Origin of the sequence: Sphingobacterium sp. UME9 (genome assembly GCF_014170215.1) — a bacterium.
Classification (GTDB): Bacteria; Bacteroidota; Bacteroidia; order Sphingobacteriales; family Sphingobacteriaceae; genus Sphingobacterium; species Sphingobacterium paramultivorum.
This window is the reverse complement of record NZ_LZZP01000009.1, coordinates 41509-58584: the sequence shown is the minus strand read 5'-3', so window position 1 is coordinate 58584 and position 17076 is coordinate 41509. Positions and strand designations below refer to the sequence as shown.

At 35.9% G+C, this 17076-nt stretch carries 17 protein-coding genes; 10 read left to right on the top strand and 7 right to left on the bottom strand.

Going from position 1 to position 17076, the window contains the following annotated elements:
• Positions 1-94: 94 nt before the first annotated feature.
• The gene (locus A9970_RS13560; protein WP_182982670.1) at positions 95-388 is read left to right on the top strand and encodes a hypothetical protein; all 294 of its coding nucleotides are present in this window, start codon (positions 95-97) and stop codon (positions 386-388) included.
• A gap of 964 nt (positions 389-1352) precedes the next feature.
• Positions 1353-1682: a DUF6984 family protein gene (locus tag A9970_RS13555; RefSeq protein ID WP_220801607.1), complete on the top strand. Its 330-nt coding sequence runs from the start codon at positions 1353-1355 to the stop codon at positions 1680-1682.
• Between the two features lie 654 nt (positions 1683-2336).
• Here the strand turns inward: A9970_RS13555 and A9970_RS13550 are convergent.
• Entirely contained in the window at positions 2337-3281 is a 945-nt protein-coding gene (locus A9970_RS13550; RefSeq protein WP_182982668.1) for a nucleotidyl transferase AbiEii/AbiGii toxin family protein, read from the bottom strand.
• 4 nt (positions 3282-3285) lie between these two features.
• Positions 3286-3855: a DUF6088 family protein gene (locus A9970_RS13545; protein ID WP_182982667.1), complete on the bottom strand. Its 570-nt coding sequence runs from the start codon at positions 3853-3855 to the stop codon at positions 3286-3288.
• 1225 nt (positions 3856-5080) lie between these two features.
• On the opposite strand from A9970_RS13545, the gene A9970_RS13540 reads away from it, so the two are divergent.
• Positions 5081-5527: a nuclear transport factor 2 family protein gene (locus A9970_RS13540; RefSeq protein WP_182982666.1), complete on the top strand. Its 447-nt coding sequence runs from the start codon at positions 5081-5083 to the stop codon at positions 5525-5527.
• Positions 5528-5664: 137 nt separating this feature from the next.
• Here the strand turns inward: A9970_RS13540 and A9970_RS13535 are convergent, their stop codons facing one another.
• Entirely contained in the window at positions 5665-7287 is a 1623-nt protein-coding gene (locus tag A9970_RS13535) for a S8 family serine peptidase (protein ID WP_182982665.1), read from the bottom strand.
• Positions 7288-7696: 409 nt separating this feature from the next.
• Between A9970_RS13535 and A9970_RS13530 the strand changes: the two genes are divergently transcribed.
• Entirely contained in the window at positions 7697-8143 is a 447-nt protein-coding gene (locus A9970_RS13530) for a nuclear transport factor 2 family protein (protein WP_182982664.1), read from the top strand.
• A gap of 90 nt (positions 8144-8233) precedes the next feature.
• On the opposite strand, the gene A9970_RS13525 is transcribed toward A9970_RS13530, so the two are convergent.
• Positions 8234-9220, bottom strand: coding sequence for a hypothetical protein (locus tag A9970_RS13525; protein WP_182982663.1), 987 nt, complete (start codon positions 9218-9220; stop codon positions 8234-8236).
• A 936-nt stretch (positions 9221-10156) separates the two neighbouring features.
• Here A9970_RS13525 and A9970_RS13520 point away from each other — a divergent pair.
• The 5 genes from A9970_RS13520 to A9970_RS13500 all read left to right on the top strand — a co-directional run bounded on the left by A9970_RS13520 (position 10157) and on the right by A9970_RS13500 (position 13498).
• A complete protein-coding gene (locus A9970_RS13520; RefSeq protein ID WP_182982662.1) occupies positions 10157-10414 on the top strand; it encodes a hypothetical protein in 258 nt (85 codons plus the stop codon).
• A gap of 213 nt (positions 10415-10627) precedes the next feature.
• Positions 10628-11074: a nuclear transport factor 2 family protein gene (locus A9970_RS13515; RefSeq protein WP_182982661.1), complete on the top strand. Its 447-nt coding sequence runs from the start codon at positions 10628-10630 to the stop codon at positions 11072-11074.
• A 199-nt stretch (positions 11075-11273) separates the two neighbouring features.
• The gene (locus A9970_RS13510; protein ID WP_182982660.1) at positions 11274-11609 is read left to right on the top strand and encodes a hypothetical protein; all 336 of its coding nucleotides are present in this window, start codon (positions 11274-11276) and stop codon (positions 11607-11609) included.
• Positions 11610-11719: 110 nt separating this feature from the next.
• Positions 11720-12898 (top strand): putative Ig domain-containing protein, encoded by a 1179-nt coding sequence (locus A9970_RS13505; protein ID WP_182982659.1) that lies wholly within the window; start codon positions 11720-11722, stop codon positions 12896-12898.
• A 153-nt stretch (positions 12899-13051) separates the two neighbouring features.
• On the top strand, positions 13052-13498 hold the full coding sequence (locus tag A9970_RS13500) for a nuclear transport factor 2 family protein (protein ID WP_182982658.1): 447 nt from the start codon (positions 13052-13054) through the stop codon (positions 13496-13498).
• 393 nt (positions 13499-13891) lie between these two features.
• On the opposite strand, the gene A9970_RS13495 is transcribed toward A9970_RS13500, so the two are convergent.
• Positions 13892-14884, bottom strand: coding sequence for an ADP-ribosylglycohydrolase family protein (locus A9970_RS13495; protein WP_120335524.1), 993 nt, complete (start codon positions 14882-14884; stop codon positions 13892-13894).
• A 176-nt stretch (positions 14885-15060) separates the two neighbouring features.
• On the opposite strand from A9970_RS13495, the gene A9970_RS13490 reads away from it, so the two are divergent.
• Positions 15061-15507 carry a nuclear transport factor 2 family protein gene (locus tag A9970_RS13490; protein ID WP_182982657.1) on the top strand — a complete coding sequence of 149 codons (447 nt, stop codon included), beginning with the start codon at positions 15061-15063 and terminating at the stop codon, positions 15505-15507.
• Between the two features lie 125 nt (positions 15508-15632).
• Here the strand turns inward: A9970_RS13490 and A9970_RS13485 are convergent, their stop codons facing one another.
• A complete protein-coding gene (locus A9970_RS13485) occupies positions 15633-16697 on the bottom strand; it encodes a hypothetical protein (protein ID WP_182982656.1) in 1065 nt (354 codons plus the stop codon).
• A 215-nt stretch (positions 16698-16912) separates the two neighbouring features.
• On the bottom strand, positions 16913-17062 hold the full coding sequence (locus A9970_RS13480) for a hypothetical protein (RefSeq protein ID WP_159332799.1): 150 nt from the start codon (positions 17060-17062) through the stop codon (positions 16913-16915).
• Positions 17063-17076: the final 14 nt, after the last annotated feature.

Sequence of the window (17076 nt, the reverse complement as noted above, 5' to 3'; positions counted from 1 at the left end):
ATGGCGAAAGAAGATTATATCTAAATAGGCTTTCTGATCAAAAAACCTATAGGTACTGTGAGCAATAATCGACCATATTAAATTGTTTTAATTTATGCAACTCAATAATGATCATCAGTATAATGTCGGTTTAAGAGTGAAAAAAACTAAAAATTGGCCATTCTTATTTATTGTATTTTTATTGGTTTTGGCAATTGTATATTCACGGTTAATTACTCATTCGATGATTATAGGGAAATATTATTTTAAATATCACGAATGTACTGCTATGGGGGATTTACCGAATAGGGATGATATGCTTACTTTGCTTGATGAAAATAAATATAGAAGTCCTTACTGGGGAAATGGAGAGTATCGTATAGAATATGAGTTTTTTAGAACAGTTTAGTTTTAAGCAATTCAGGTGGGACTGTCTCAAATGAGCTAGAAATAAACAAAGTTGGAAATAAGATCAATATTGTTTTGGATGATACCTGTGGTTTTTTTTATGAAAAGGCTGATTGGAAGATATCGGATTAAATAGGATAAATTATATTACCATCAAAATCTAGTTAAAGCATATCAAGTTGATCTTTTTTTCAATATTTTATTCTTCAGGGAGCTACGTTTTTTATCATGATATCGTTTGTCTTTTTATTTAAAAGGCTGGTAGGTTCGCTGAAAGAATATGTTAGCTATATACTATCTTTTTGATTGCCTATATCTTTTTAATGCTCCTGCTTTGGCAGATAAATGGCGGGGATCTGTTTGTATTTGTTCAGAAGTATCATAATAATAGAGATTTTTGGGCAATGGTTTTCCCTTTTGCTTTTTCCAATATTTGCATGATAATAAAATCGATGCTAAAAATTGGAAGATAACTTGCAGGAACAAATGCAACGTATGTAAAGCGCGATGATGGAAAAGTTAGTAGACCGCAAAGTTGATTAACACGCGAAGATGATTTTCGTAATTTCAGTAAGAGAAGACCGGAAGAGTATTAAAGATAGTTATTATGAATAAGAAAAAACTAGTGATTCTAATGGTCGCTCTGGGGATTTCAGTCTTTTTTTTTACTATGGTTCGGTAATTTTGGTGAGAAAGTTAAGATTAGGGAAGGTGAAAAGATAATCGAAAGGATATCGGATTATAGTACAAAAAATGGACACTTACCTAATTCATTAAAGTACATTGGCATTGAAGAAAGATTGGAAGGGCCATTTTTTTACACACAGTGGGATAGTGTAATTTACGTGTTATTTTTCAGTACTGGTGTGGGAGAATCTATGAATTACTATTCAGATACGAAAGAGTGGGATTATAGATTAAGAGGCATGGGTGAATATAAATAGCAACCTTAAATCCGCGAGATTATGCGTATGTCAAGAAAATTGAAACAAGAAGAAAAGGCTTTAATCATGTGGGTGGTTAAGGATACAGATAAAGGAGATGTCATAATAAAGAATCTCGAAAATTATTTAGTGGATGAAATGGATGACGGCGGAATGGGAAGTCTGCATGTAGTTGGTGATGCGGATAGGATTTTTGGAAGAGAATTGGCTAAAGGTGACTTTAGTGATATTGATGGGATGCCTGTTTTTATTTCAGTTGACTTAGATACTAATGATGATTTTTATGAACTGGATGTATTTAAGGCTGATTTCTCAGCTCTTAAAAAGTTTCCAGATGTTCCGAACAAATGATAAAAAAACAACTGCCAAATCTTTAGCGGATTGGGCGTTGATTTGGCCTTTTTACGTCAAAAGGGCCTGATTCTCATCAGACCCTTTCTCTTAGCGTTTATCTGTACAGTAATTTTTATGTTTCCTATTGTTTCCTCTTTTTTGTTTCGTCATCCAATGTTTTTAAAGACTATTGGATTTTCACTGTACGACGCCAATTTTTATGTTGAACCTTTCTTTCGGAAGGTAGCTTGTAGCCGTTTTGTATTGTAAGAACAGCTGTCGATTTGAAATAGTTTTATCATTCCTGTTTTTTTTATAAATTGAATTGACTTATTAAAATGAACAATAACTTATATCATCATAAGCTTTTAGCAAACTACATCCGCAAATGAGGCCAAGAGTATAAAGCGCTGACTTGGAGAAAAAGTCCATATCTGGAGTTAGCTGATCACTTTTGGAGCTCGGAATTTTCCCCTGTAACCGAACGGAACATGTGGGTCTGTCAAATTAATTTTAGGCAGAGAACTAGGGAATCATCTATTTAAATTTAGTTTAGAAGCTAGGTTGGGGGATTTGGTTTTTGATACGATCAAACTGGTTCGGGATTCCTTTCTAAAAAAGACAAGGATCGAATTTGTGGGTTAAGTGGATATCAATGGTTGATTTGAAATATTATAAATTTTTAAGGTGTATTTTCAAGAGATCAAGTATGGATTGTAGATCAATCTGCCCATTATAGTAAAGTGCTTTACTCTTAATATACGATTGATTAAGTTGCTGTTTTAACCTGTCGTCTTCTAGTAAAAAAGCTTGGTTTTGTGAAAGAGGGATTTCTAAGTCTGCGGCAGGGAATCTACGCTCTTTATGGGTTAAATATTCAGGAGTTCCAATGAATTCCTTTACTTCTTGCTGATTGAGGAGCTGGTATATATCGTAATATTGACGCATAAAGTTGGCTTGACTATTTCCCGAACTCTGCATATTTCTAAATTTGGTTGCTATTGTTTGTAATTTTTCTACAAAGGTGTAGCGCATATCATAACATGGAATTTGTAGCGCTCTATTATCTGTTAAGCCAATGGATGCTTGTAAGGCTTTGTCAAATGCCCATGATGATATATCCATTGGATTGTTTGGAGTTACGTTATCAAATCCTACCTCTAATAAAATTCCTTCTTTTAATCCTGGCAATGCATTAAAAAAAGAATTGTAAATTAATCTTATTCCCCCACTCCGATAATAATCGGTATCGTCAAAGAAAGTATCTCTTTCAATTGCGTCAATCCCCTCTATTTTGATTTCACCTGCTAGCATATCGTAAAAAGCTAATCTTTTGGCAACATTGTTTGCATTGGTGTTTTTAGGATTTTCATTTATCCCCAATGTTGCGGCGGGGTGGATGTGTATGTCAATATCCTCTGAGAATCTATCAATTATTTTATATGCTTTTGATAGGGACGTGCCACCTTTTAATTCAAACCGATAGCCCAATCTTTGAATTCCGTAAAGGCAATGCATAATCCAATAATCTTTTTCGATCAATATGGGATCAATTCCCCGTTCTTCAGATTCCGCAAGGAGTAAGTCTTTGAAGCTCTTGTGTTGATGTAAATACATTGTTCTATTCCAATTTATTTATTATTTTTTTAGCTTTTATAGAACCATATTTATCAGCATTTTTTTTAAGAAGCTCTTTGTTAAGGTGCGATACCTTTGACTTTAGATTATCTACTAAAGTTTGCTCGTCTTCTTCCAAGCTTTTTATATTATTTAATAAATCGATAACTAAGTATTCGGATGACAGTTGCTTTGGAAATTTAGACTTACGCCTAAATTGATAAACCTTATTGCCAAGTTTGACATCTTCATGTTTTTTATGATTGTACACCTTTTTGCTGTTATACAGTTGTGTTGTTCCCAATCCCAATGAATTGTAATAATTGGGTGATGTTATCAAAAAATCATCACCTTTTAAATATTTTTTTATTACTTCTCTCTCCTCAGGTGCAGAATCTCCGAAAGCTGTTTTTTTAGGTGCATAGTATAGGCCTTGAGCTAATTTTTTAAGACTACCTTCTTGTACTAAGTTCATTAAATCACGATCTATCGATTTTGACGATTTTGCTAAATCCTCTCTACGATATACCAGCCCTTTTCTTATTAATTTCCTTAAATTATCCAGCTTATACATACTTCAAATGTATGAAATAAAATTCAAATTTCATGCAAAATTTTGTGCGTAAAGTAGTTTTATTTTTTTTAAATAGGTTGAATGTTAGTGTTTTGTGTAGGGAGTGGTTGGAAATTTTTAAAAGTGTATTAACACATACTAAATAGTATTTAACAGCTAGCGGTCTTTCAGACAGGTAGAAGACTAACTACTGGTAAATCATCTAAGTTTAGGCAAACGATAACCTTACTATAGTAAACTTCGCTTTACAGCACACTGTTGCCGTAACGGTTGAGGGCGAGTCAGCAGGCTTTGTAGTTGCGGTATTGAAAATATTATAATACAAAATTAATTAGATGGTTTACCTTTATCTTTTCAGTAAATTAAAATTAATTCGTTATATTGTTGGATAATTATAGACCCTGACGGACGGAGCATCCGTTGAATTTGAAAAGTTTTGATGTAAAAATAAACCAAATTTAAATATTTTATTTTAAGTTTTCTGATGGGTGCAGTTTTTGTTTTTTTCTTTCTTATCATGGAGTTTAAGCAGAAGGGGGCAGGTTTTGGCATACCACATTTTTACATATGATTATTAATTTAATGGTATTTATACACCAGTATTTTATATATTGCCTATAATTGCTGCAGCTCCAACATAAATTGTTTACCTTATATCTGGCGATTTTATTATTATCTATTATATTTTGAAACACGTCGATAAAGGAAGCAAAATTTTGGATCATCCTTCTAAGATCGGCTTTTTAATTCATTAACTATGATATGTAAGCTCTTCGCTACTTTGTTTGTTGAAGCTTACTTTATGAACTGCTCTTTTTTTGTTTTGATAGTGTCATGACTACGATTGCTATTTGAGATATTAGCATAATTGAAAGTGCGCGAGTAAAAGAATCAGCCCCTCCATTTATACAGCGAAAAAATATCAATGATACCTCCAAAAGCATTAGGCAGTACATTAGTTTTCTAAAGATTGATTCCATGATTTTTTGAATTGCTAACTTTTTCCTACAAATGTTTCTTCCACCAATTTAAGTAATTAAATGCTGTATTGCAAACTTTAAAAAAGGGGACTTAACTATCAGTTTTCCATTAACCTCCCGATTCCCGCCATTCACCGAGTTTTCCCGATCGTTAGTCTAAAGCCGATAGGCTGGGAGCCTATTGTGTTGTAGTTTTGAGTCAACAAATAAGAACAACAGAACTAACACCATAAAATAAAGACATTATGAAATCATTAGTAAAAACATTCACAGCAGCAGCTTTAATCGCAGTATCTACATTTGCTATGGCAGCTGAAGGACCTGGTTTAACATCAGCAAAAGCAAACGTTAACCTTTCCACAGCAGACTTCGCTTTAGAGCATTATGTAGCGGTAACTACTGAGGGAGAATCAGCAGGAGTGGAGCAGTTATTTGCAGCTGATTTTAATCAAAAGATCCAAGCTACCAATGCGCAGTCTAATAGCCGTAGCGAAGTGGTGAAATCTTTGAAAAAACAAAAAGGCGAAAAGCTAAACTGTACAGTAAGCACAGCTATCATCGAGGAATCTGCAGACTATATGGTCGCTAAAGTGACTTTGAAATTTGAAAACTTTACCAAAACAGATTTAGTTACTTTGGAGCGTGTGGGCAATGACTGGAAAGTATCCAAATCAATTAATTCGTATAAATAGAATTTAACAACTAGTGGTTTGTCAGCTCAGGCAGGCTACAGGCCACTAGTGAATCATATGTTTAAGTATAGTTTAGAAGCCAGGTCTTGAGACCTGGCTTTTTTGAGTCATTACTCCCCGTAGCTTTAATATCTCTATTAAAGCTTTCTTGATTTTTTGATCTCTTTTGCTATTTCCATTGCTTTCTTCATGTCAGGAATACCATAACCATAAGGGATAACCGGGTTATTGATTCGATCTCCTGATTTGCGTATTACATCCATTAGCTCTTTGTTGCTCAATTGCGGATAAGCTTGCCATAAACAGGCGGCTAAGCCACAAAGTATAGGACTCGAATAGGAGGTTCCGCTACGTGGTTCACCGGCGCCTGATTCCCCGATTACCCATGCGCCTCCACCTACGGCCATAACTTCCGGTTTCATTCTGCCATCTACTGTCACTCCCCAAGATGTAAAATATGCTACCCTACGATTATCATATACCGCACCTACTGTAAGTACATGGGGAGAGTCGGCCGGACTCCCTACCCAGGTTCTGTCATTGCCAGCACAATTGACAATTAAGATACCTTTACTGGCTGCTATGTTAGCAGCCCTTGTGGCAAATGTGGTCTTTCCATCCATCTCTTCAAATTTATAAGCAGGATTATAGAAACTTTGTGGACCATAATAAAGTGACGAATTAATGATATCTACACCAACACTGTCCGCAAATTCAGCAGCGCTGGCCCAGTAGTCCTCTTCAACGTGCTGTTCAGATGATTGATCTTCAGAGCGCAGCAGCCAGTAATTTGCCTCCGGTGCGGTACCCACATATGTTCCAGGTTGGTTGACAGCCATACAGGAACTTACCCAAACTCCGTGCATATCGACCGCATATGGATCATCGTTTTCATAGACAAAAGATTTAGCGCCTTTGATATTCACATTTTTAAAAGCTGGGTTGTTTTTAAGATTCAAAAAACCGGCATCGATGACAGCAATATCGATACCTGCTCCTTTAAAACCATTCTCATGAAGCACCTGGCCATTATTGATGTTTATATTGGAGGCAGCTCCCCCATAGTCTAATTTATTATTGGAGGTATTGTTGGATACCCTTTGCGGAATATCTTTATACTTTCCTTTATCGGTCAAGTTTTCCCTAGGTCCTTCCCATACTTTTTCTGCGGAGTGCACAAAGGGGAGATTTTTATAGTTGTCAATAAGGAAATAATCTACACAATGTACCGTGACGGTATTTAGCCATTTACTTTTGGTGACAATTTTACATCCTATTTTTTCAATTTGATTTAAATAGTCCTCCGAAATCGGAAGATCGGAATTGTCGATTGCGATGTTTTGTTTCTGCCGCCGCTGGATAGCCTTCTCTGATAAGAATGTTTCAGGCTTATTCAACGTATGAGAAGATATCCCTTTGTCCTTTAGGACTAACCTAAACTTGTAGTCATTGGCATCTGTTACAATGATTTTTACTTTTGCTGTTGCCTTGCCATTCGCAAGGGTTGCTATTGCATATGTTTCACCAGCTCCTTCGGGCCATACTGAAGCTTCTTTTGTTTCTGGATTTTGTGTTAAACTTGCAATTCTTGTGTTCTCGACTGTCCAGTTTATTTCATCTGACTCACCTACCGGCAGATTCTGTATCTCAGTGGACAGCCTGGCCCCTAAAAATTGTATTTCACGTTTTAAGTAAACTTCATCTGGTTTAATGACAATTTTTACAGGTTCGGGAATGACAGTCTCTTCATTTTTTTGCATGAATTAAATAAAAAGCACAGTAAAAGTAAGTACGAGGAGATTTTGAATGAATGAAGCATTTATATGTTATAATTCAATTGATTTTTGTGGTATATATAGACTTATTTGTGTTACCAAATAAGTTTTTGTATTTGTAGTGAAATCGAGTGCAAATTAAATAAATATTGAATATTAATTCTCTTTATTTATTATTTAATTTTAGTTTTTGTGTCGATTTCCTTTATATTTCTTTAATTATGAATATAATTCTCCGTAATCAGTAATTCGTAAACATTCACCTCCCCATTCCCGCCACTCACCGAGTTTTCCCGATCGTTAGTCTAAAGCCCGTAGGCTAGGGGCGTATTGTGTTGTAGTTTTGAGTCAACAAATAAGAACAACAGAACTAACACAATAAAATAAAGACATTATGAAATCATTAGTAAAAACATTAGCAGCAGCAGCCCTAATCGCAGTATCTACATTCGCTATGGCAGCTGAAGGACCTGGAGCCAAAGCAACAAAAGCTAACATTAACCTTTCCACCGCAGATTTCGCTTTGGAGCAATATGTTGCGGTAACCACAGAGGGAGAATCAGCAGGAGTGGAGCAGTTATTTACAGCTGATTTTAATCAAAAGATCCAAGCTACCAATGCGCAGTCTAACAGCCGTAGCGAAGTGGTTAAATCCTTGAAAAAACAAAGAGGCGAAAAGCTAAACTGTACAGTAAGCACAGCTATCATTGAGGAATCGGCAGACTATATGGTTGCTAAAGTGACTTTGAAATTTGAGAATTTCACCAAGACTGATTTAGTTACTTTGGAGCGTGTGGGCAATGACTGGAAAGTATCCAAATCGATCAATTCGTATAAATAGTACCGTATCACTGGTGGTTTACCAATCATAAAAAGACAAACCACTAGTGAATAATATATTTATTAAGGCCACGTCGAGAGATGTGGCTTTTTACTCTAAAAATTTATCAAGAGTCTTTTTAGTTATATTCTCACTTAATGATTTCAGAATTTTACCTGTTTCATCTAGCATAATGAAATAAGGTATTTTTTTTGAATGGGTATAATAAGTTTGGATATTTCGATTTTTGGCACCTCTATTATCAGCGTTTTTTACAAAATTTGAATCCTGTTGCAATTCCTTTGTTGTCAGTTTACTTGGGTCGTCAATAAGGATGGCTTTAAAGACAAATTTACTGCGGATATATTTCATTAAGTTATCGTTACTTAGATACATTAGTTCAGCCTCTAGCTTTCTGCTTGTGATGTCAGTCCAACTGGAAAAATAGAGAATGACCCTTTTGTTTTGTTCTTTAGCTGCCTGTATCACCTCCGCAAGAGTGCTGTCCTGGTTATCATCCCAAAGTATTTTTTTCTGTGGTTTTGGGGGAGTCATTAGCTTTTGCTGATTTTTAAAAATGGCCCAAGCTTGGTAATAATTTATCTCACCGATTTTATTTTCCTTCATAAAATTATAAAAGAACTCCAATTCACCTTTGTCGGTTGCTGATCTGTCCGTTTCAAAAATATCAAGAAATAATAAACTGTCCTTTGACCATTCTTTCAGATTAACCGTACGTGACCTTAATGTTTTGTTGGCAATATGGAATTTCAATATGGTTGGGTATTCAGGCGACGCTTTGAATTCTTTTATTTTATTGAATACCTCGCTATACGTAATCTGCTTGTTGGGCTCTTGCATTGAAGGAGCTATCAATGTATTAAATACTCCGGGCAAAGATGTTGCAATTTCTAGTGCGACAGAGTCGAGTCCGCATGCTCTTAGTTTGGAGAAATCTTTGATTAAGCTGTCTAGTTCGGCCGGAGAATAGCTTTTATTCTCAAACTTTTTTTTAAATAGTGAAGTACAATTAATCTGGGCTGTACCATAATTGTACAATAAGAAGTTCGTTAAGACACAAAGAAATAATTTTGACATGGCTTATTTATGATTTAGTCTACTCCGCTTTAATAGCATATTTATGATCTCGAATAGATTTACTTTTAATGAATATACAGGTATTACTGTTTAATTCATAATCCGATTCACGCTCTAAATTTCCATGTATTTAGGACTAATGGTTAAATTTGTAACGTTTTTCCAGAGCGAGGCAAGGTTGCGGTAACTACGGAGGGAGAATCGGCAGGTGTAGAGCAGTTGTTCGCAGCCGATTTTAATCAAAAAATCCAAGCACCTTATGACCAAAATTGTATGAATGAAAATTTGATGTCGTCAAGAATGGAAATATTCATAAGTTTTTAGACTGCAAGATAAAGAAACTGGATTTTTACTTATCTTTCTGAGGAGATGTTAGTTTAAAAATTGGTTTTTCATGAGATTGTTTATTATATGATAAGGTTTGATTTTATATTAGTACCCATAATGTTTATAGCAATTTTTATATTAGCTACATATCGAAGTAAATACAGATTAAGGAGGTTATTCCAAGATCATGTAGAGATTTATCTTATTGAAAATAAATATAAGCTTATTGGTTATAAGAAAATAAGTAAACTAACTTTAGGTAAATCAGAATTTAAAGTTAGACCTCATTTTTCTACAGGTTCGCCGTTTTCCACTACTATTTTTAAAGTTGATGTTGAGGATGATCGTAATCGAAAAACATTTTTTGAAGTTGAGATAACAACTGTATTTGGGAATCTCGAGGAAGTTAAGTTCTTCGAAAAGCAAAGAATCTGAAAAATCTAAATTTTATAAACAAATAACTCGTATAGAGTGGGCTATTTGTATTCATGTATAAAAAAGAATTAAAAATAGGTGCAAATAGAGATTTTAGTTCAGATAAGTATGTTAGATGATTGGTGTGAGATGAAGAATAAGCCGATAATTTTAAATTTGTAATGATGCCATAATATGGTAGATGAGAAAAAGTTAAGAGATGCTATTTTGGCAATCCATGATTTAATTATACGTGCTAGATTGATGGCTTTTGAAAAGGTGTCAAATGAAGTTATGTTCGATTTTTTGGATGATTTGGAATATCTGCCAGCTTTAATTCTAGAAGATAAAAGAGAAAATACAAAAAGATTTGAAGAATATTTGGAGTCAATTTGTAATAGATATGACTATCCGGATATATTAATTAAATATAAAAATGAGGATCAATTATAGCAAGCAGTATCTTCTATCTAATACTGGTCTCTAGCCAGGTGTTCGATATCAATTTACAAATTGACCAAGCTGATTTTTTCACCTCCCTATTCCCGCCACTCACCGAGTTTTCCCGATCATTAGTCTAAAGCCCATAGGCTAGGAGCCTATTGTGTTGTAGTTTTGAGTCAACAAATAAGAACAACAGAACTAACACAATAAAATAAAGACATTATGAGAACACTAGTAAAAACATTCGCAGCAGCAGCCCTAATCGCAGTATGTACATTCGCTATGGCAGCTGAAGGACCTGGAGCAAAAGCAACAAAAGCAAACGTTAACCTTTCCACAGCAGATTTCGCTTTAGAGCACTACGTTGCGGTAACCACAGAGGGCGAATCAGCAGGAGTAGAGCAGTTATTCGCCGAAGATTTTAATCAAAAGATCCAAGCTACCAATGCGCAGTCTAACAGCCGTAGCGAAGTGGTTAAATCCTTGAAAAAACAAAAAGGCGAAAAGCTAAACTGTACAGTAAGCACAGATATCATCGAAGAATCCGCAGACTATATGGTGGCTAAAGTAACGTTGAAATTTGAAAACTTCACCAAGACGGATCTCGTTACCTTGGAGCGTGTGGGGAATGACTGGAAAGTATCCAAATCGATCAATTCGTATAAATAGTATTTAATCATTAGTTGTCTGCTCGGTAGCAGACAACTAGTGAATCATATGTTTAAGTTTAGTTTAAAGGCCAGGTCGCGAGATCTGGCTTTTTTCTTTTGCTCAAGTATAAGACAGACTTTTTGGTTAACTTTAAGTATTCATGGGTGATGATGAGTTTTCTTTATGAAGTGAGTATTGCCACAAGGATATATTAATTATGACCGAAAAGTATTATTATAAACTTTATTTACAAATTGTTTTAAAAGGAGCCGATTACGTTTTTGGCTATTTAAATGTCTCTCATATTCCTTATGAAAAATTTTATGAACTTTTTCAGGATCAAGTGACTACTGAAACCTTCTTGTTTAAAGATGTCAGTTATTTTATAGACGAAGAGCTCTACCAGAAGAATAAGGTTTTTCTGCATAAGGAAGTTTCTTTCACATTTGATTTTGATTTATTTGAATATAGTATCGGTCTTACAGGAGATCCATTTAGTCGTTATATAAAAGATTATTACGAAGAGCTGCCACCCGCAATAAAACGGAAATAAAAATGTACCTGTATTTATAAGAAGAAGAAAATATGCTAAGATGCGAGTACATAAAGATAATGGAATAGATTGGTTGGGCATGATTACTGAGCATTCGTAAATTCAGATATATGACTAAAATAATCATTCCTCCTATTCTAATCTTTCTATTAATTGGTTGTAAATCGATTACCAATTCGGTAGATTATTTTGGGCAAACCTACCCTGATTCTATCCCTATTGTTTTTGCCCCAGGTACCATTTCAGTAAAAGGCCGACTGGAACATGGTATTTCATTTACACCTGATGGCGGGGAATTAGCATTTGGAATACTCGATAAAGAAGATTTCAGTGGAGCGATATTTCATGCTAAAAAAATCAACAAAAAGTGGACTAAACCTGTAGCTTTCGAACCATTAAGAAATAAGTGTGTCTATTTACCCTATTTTTCACCTAACGGTACATCCTTACTTTTTAGTCAAAGTAATGCTGGAAAGGATAACGCCTCCACAGATATTTGGATACTTGATAAAGTTAAAGGTGAGTGGGGGATTCCAAATATGATACGAGCTCCAATAAATTCGGCAAGTAGGGAAGCAAACGCCTGCATGACTTATGACGGTACAATCTATTTTTCATCCAACAGAAATTGCGAGGGAAAGGAAAATTGCCACAACGCTGATTTATTCTATTCAAAGTTCGTGGGTAATACGCATCCAAGCGCAGATATCATACCGGAATTTGCCTCCCCAAATGATGAGGAAAGTGTATTTATTTCTCCAAAAGAGGATTACATAATTTTTTGTAGATATACAAACGATGAAAGTAAAGTTGATCTATATATCAGTTACCGCGATATACACAATAATTGGATTGTGCCGCAAATTGTTCATTCAACAATAAATTCAAAAGATTGGGACAGAAGACCATTTGTAACTATTGATAATAAGTTCTTGTTTTTTACTCGATTGCAAATTGGAGAAAGCGGAGTAACCGAATCTGATATATATTGGGTTAATACTTCAAAACTGTTTAAGCCTTTTGTCTATAATTCTCTTTCTGATACAACAGTTCAAATAGGAAAGAAATTCGAGATATCCGTCCCAAAAAATTATTTTAAAGATATAGATGATGAACGGTTGGTGTACAGTATTATCCAAAACCAATTTAATTGGCTGCATTTTGATAGAGAACAAATGAAATTATCTGGGCTGCCAACCGTCGAGGGGGATTTTGAACTCACTTTTTCAGCAAGAGACCGATATTCAAATATGGCAGACGATAAGATTATTATAACCGTAAAAAAGTAAATACTGCTATTAGACTTTTCACCTCCCCATTCCCGCTATTCACCGAGTTTTCCTGAGCGTTAGTCTAAAGCCGATAGGCTAGGGGCCTATTGTGTCGTAGTTTTGAGTCAACAAATAAGAACAACAGAACTAACACTATAAAATAAAGACATTATGAGAACACTAGTAAAAACATTCGCAGCAGCAGCCCTAATCGCAGTATCTACATTCGCTATGGCAGCTGAAGGACCTGGAGCAAAAGCAACAAAAGCAAACATCAACCTTTCTACCGCAGACTTGGCACTCGATCACTATGTAGCGGTAACTACTGGGGGCGAATCAGCAGGGGTGGAACAGTTATTCGCTGAAGATTTCAATCAAAAGATCCAAGCTACCAATGCGCAGTCTAACAGCCGTAGCGAAGTGGTTAAATCCTTGAAAAAACAAAAAGGAGAGAAGCTAAACTGTACAGTAAGCACAGCTATCATTGAGGAATCGGCAGACTATATGGTGGCTAAAGTAACCTTGAAATTTGAGAATTTCACCAAGACTGATTTAGTTACTTTGGAGCGTGTGGGCAATGACTGGAAAGTTTCCAAATCAATCAATTCGTATAAGTAGTATCCAATAACTAGTGGTATGCCGTTAACAAAAGACAAACCATTAGTGAATCATATGTTTATTAAGGCCAGGTCGAGAGATCTGGTTTTTTACGTCAAAAGGGCCTGATTCTCATCAGACCCTTTCTCTTAGCGTTTATTTGTACAGCAATTTTTATGTTTCCTATCGTTTCCTCTTTTTTGTTTCGTCATCCAACGTTTTTAAAGACAATTGGATTTTCACTGTACGACGCCAATTTTTATGTTGAACCTTTCTTTTGAAAGGCAGCTTGTAGCCGCTTTGTATAGTAAGAACAGCTGTCGATTTAAAATAGTTTTAAAAATAAATGTTTCGATTTTTTAAATTGACATTTTTGAAATAAGCTCTTACTTGTTAGACATTATTATCGAATTTCTAATCCAAATATCTCTTCGCTATTTTTTCTATTAGCAATTTGATATCATCATAGCGGGCGATGCTCAAAAGCCAATCTTCAGGTATACTTTCCAGCCCATAGTACAAACCAGCTAATCCGCCCGCAATCGCAGCCCCGGTGTCTGTATCTTCACCAAGGCTTACAATAGATAATACAGTGTCTTTATAGTTGTCTTTTTCCATAAAAACCCATAGGCTTGATTCTAGACTATCGATTACATAACCGCTGGACCTTAATTGATTATGTGTCTTAGATCGGATGTCATGCAAAATGGTGCTATTAAAATGAATTATTTCCGACTCAGGGAAATTGATGTCCGTCCAGAACTTTGAAACTTGATTCCGCATTTCAGCATAAGCCTGCTCTTTGGCCAAACCTAGCAAAATGAGTTCGGCTAATTTAAGATAGATAAAACATGCCATTGCAGCGCGTATGTGCTTATGCGTTAGGGCGGAAATTTCCCAAATTTTCTCGAATTGTTCCGACGGGCTAAGTCCTTTGATCTCAAATAAAAGGGGTAATATTCTCATTAACGAACCATTGCCGTTGTCTTGTTCTCTCGCCCGATATTTTAGCAAATGTAGCTCTCCGATTTGCCCGGATCCGATAATATCTTTAAGCTCACCGATCGATTTAGCCGTGGTGATACCGATATCAAAGACTTCTCCTCTTGCTGTCCACAGCTTACCTTCCTTCCAAGCTATAAATTTTTTGGAGATATCTACCAAATCATATCCACCTAACAGCGAGTCTGCAAGACACAAGGTTAAAGATGTATCATCTGACCAGGTACCCATAGGTTGATTATGGCTGCCAAATCCGATCATTTCGGTAGCTGGATTTTTTAGCATTTCTTCTTTCGACCTGAATTCAAATGGTACACCAAATGCATCACCAACCGCGATGCCAAACAATGCTCCATACATTTTATTTTTCGCTTGATTAGCAGCTGTATTAGACTGTATATTCATAAATAATTTGATCGTTGATTCATATCAATATAATAAAAAATATTCACCTCCCTATTCCCGCCATTCACCGAGTTTTCCCGATCGTTAGTCTAAAGCCCGTAGGCTAGGGCCTATTGTGTTGTAGTTTTGAGTCAACAAATAAGAACTAAAAACTAACAATATAAAATAAAGACATTATGAAAACGCTAGTAAAAACATTCGCAGCAGCAGCTTTAATCGCCGTATCAACTTTCGCTATGGCAGCTGAAGGACCTGGAGCAAAAGCAACAAAAGCAAACGTTAACCTTTCTACAGCAGATTTCGCTTTAGAGCACTATGTCGCGGTAACTACGGAGGGAGAATCAGCAGGTGTAGAGCAGTTATTTGCAGCTGATTTTAATCAAAAGATCCAAGCATCCAATGCACAAAGCAACAGCCGCAGCGAAGTGGTTAAATCCCTGAAAAAACAAAAAGGCGAAAAGCTAAACTGTACAGTAAGCACAGATATCATCGAGGAGTCGGCAGACTATATGGTCGGTAAAGTAACTTTGAAATTTGAAAACTTCACCAAGACTGATCTGGTTACTTTGGAGCGTGTGGGCAATGACTGGAAAGTATCCAAATCGATCAATTCGTATAAGTAGTATCCAATAACTGGTGGTTTGCCAGTAATAAAAGACAAACCACTAGTGAATCATATGTTTATTAAGGCCACATCGTAAGATGAGGCTTTTTTACGTTTGGAAATTTGGATTTAAATAACGAACGTTTATTGTTTTTGCATAATTCCATATTTCTTGTTTTGATCACCTTTGGCGTTTGCTCCTGCATAGCTATCTAAAATCCGCATGGTGGCCGCTTTTAGGGAACGTCCGAATTCTGTGGGATGATAACCCGGTCCAGTAAAAAATTCCACCTCATGATTGATTTTTGAATACCATACTCTTCCTACATCCTTGGGACCTAGGGTATCTGGTCTCGTTATTTTCACAAATCCCTCGAGTTTGTTTTTATCTAAGCCTATCACTTGATAGGGCTGTGTCTTACTCTGACAATCTACCTCAATATATTTTTCTCCATTCCAGCACATGCACTCTTCAGGCGTCAGAAAATGTACGGTAGTCAATATTGCAAATACCAAAAGTGCTACACCAGAAAACCTCAATACAAGTTTGTTTTTTGTGAAAAATGATTGCGGATATTTAAATCTGTCAATATTTTCCCGATTTTGCCTCATTTCATTTAAGTCGTCTTGAACGTCTAGATCGTCTATTAATTCTTCAGCTTTTTCTTCTTCCGGTTTATCCTTAAGTTCTTTGTTTTCACCCGTCAATGTGGAAATCATTGATGAACCTTGCGATGTTGGCTCTTTATCGCCGGTAGGAATTAAAGGGGCATCTAGTTTATCAGTCAGTGATGAGCTTTTTTCTTCACCTATTGGCGGTGGATCTTTAGGTCCATCTAGTGTTGAACTATCATAGCTGTATCGGAATGGCCTCGGCTGATAGTCCACGAGTATTGCGAGTAGCTTCACTACTCGGTCTTCAGGATCTTGCGTAATGTTAAGGGCAAATTTCTGCAATGCCTTTAATGACCCAGTATTGTATTTCGCTATTGCTTCTTCCAAGTTCTTTTCTTTTTTATATGGATCAAAGAACTTTTGTAAAATTTCGATATCCTCGGGCGGTAAACCTTCGGATAATCTAACTAAGCAATAATCTCTTAGCTTGGCGGGAGAAGGATTAACTAATAAATCATCCAGCTCATGATTGTTTTTCTTTGCCTCATATAGGGCAAGAACCTCTTCTTTAAATTTGGCAAATGTCGTTGGCATGGCATCAAAATTAAGCTAATTCTACACCGGAATTTACGGAATCCCGTAAGTCAATCCATTCTTTATACATCGGAATTCATAGAATCTTTAGCATTTTATCGGACCTTTCGGACCTATCGGAATCATTTGATAAAAAGGGCTTTAACGGCTATAACTTTGTTCTCGAAGTCAGATGATGGATCGATTAAAATATAAACTAAGATACTAATCTGATTTCACAATGAGAAGATCTCGCGGTAGTCTTTAGCCGGTTTGGGAAGCAGCTTCTGCCTCCCGCGATTGACACTCTTACTTCCCAAAAAATTCAGAAGGCCTTCTGAAAACATTTGTAGCAATCCCGTGCATGGTGCACGGGGACTACTCATTTTTTCAACTTTTT

What these genes read in the sequence shown, in the direction of transcription:
- A9970_RS13560 (WP_182982670.1), top strand. Translation starts at nt 95, where the DNA reads ATGCAACTCAATAATGATCATCAGTATAATGTCGGTTTAAGAGTGAAA.
- A9970_RS13555 (WP_220801607.1), top strand. Translation starts at nt 1,353, where the DNA reads ATGCGTATGTCAAGAAAATTGAAACAAGAAGAAAAGGCTTTAATCATG.
- A9970_RS13550 (WP_182982668.1), bottom strand. Translation starts at nt 3,281, where the DNA reads ATGTATTTACATCAACACAAGAGCTTCAAAGACTTACTCCTTGCGGAA.
- A9970_RS13545 (WP_182982667.1), bottom strand. Translation starts at nt 3,855, where the DNA reads ATGTATAAGCTGGATAATTTAAGGAAATTAATAAGAAAAGGGCTGGTA.
- A9970_RS13540 (WP_182982666.1), top strand. Translation starts at nt 5,081, where the DNA reads ATGAAATCATTAGTAAAAACATTCACAGCAGCAGCTTTAATCGCAGTA.
- A9970_RS13535 (WP_182982665.1), bottom strand. Translation starts at nt 7,287, where the DNA reads ATGCAAAAAAATGAAGAGACTGTCATTCCCGAACCTGTAAAAATTGTC.
- A9970_RS13530 (WP_182982664.1), top strand. Translation starts at nt 7,697, where the DNA reads ATGAAATCATTAGTAAAAACATTAGCAGCAGCAGCCCTAATCGCAGTA.
- A9970_RS13525 (WP_182982663.1), bottom strand. Translation starts at nt 9,220, where the DNA reads ATGTCAAAATTATTTCTTTGTGTCTTAACGAACTTCTTATTGTACAAT.
- A9970_RS13520 (WP_182982662.1), top strand. Translation starts at nt 10,157, where the DNA reads ATGGTAGATGAGAAAAAGTTAAGAGATGCTATTTTGGCAATCCATGAT.
- A9970_RS13515 (WP_182982661.1), top strand. Translation starts at nt 10,628, where the DNA reads ATGAGAACACTAGTAAAAACATTCGCAGCAGCAGCCCTAATCGCAGTA.
- A9970_RS13510 (WP_182982660.1), top strand. Translation starts at nt 11,274, where the DNA reads ATGACCGAAAAGTATTATTATAAACTTTATTTACAAATTGTTTTAAAA.
- A9970_RS13505 (WP_182982659.1), top strand. Translation starts at nt 11,720, where the DNA reads ATGACTAAAATAATCATTCCTCCTATTCTAATCTTTCTATTAATTGGT.
- A9970_RS13500 (WP_182982658.1), top strand. Translation starts at nt 13,052, where the DNA reads ATGAGAACACTAGTAAAAACATTCGCAGCAGCAGCCCTAATCGCAGTA.
- A9970_RS13495 (WP_120335524.1), bottom strand. Translation starts at nt 14,884, where the DNA reads ATGAATATACAGTCTAATACAGCTGCTAATCAAGCGAAAAATAAAATG.
- A9970_RS13490 (WP_182982657.1), top strand. Translation starts at nt 15,061, where the DNA reads ATGAAAACGCTAGTAAAAACATTCGCAGCAGCAGCTTTAATCGCCGTA.
- A9970_RS13485 (WP_182982656.1), bottom strand. Translation starts at nt 16,697, where the DNA reads ATGCCAACGACATTTGCCAAATTTAAAGAAGAGGTTCTTGCCCTATAT.
- A9970_RS13480 (WP_159332799.1), bottom strand. Translation starts at nt 17,062, where the DNA reads ATGAGTAGTCCCCGTGCACCATGCACGGGATTGCTACAAATGTTTTCA.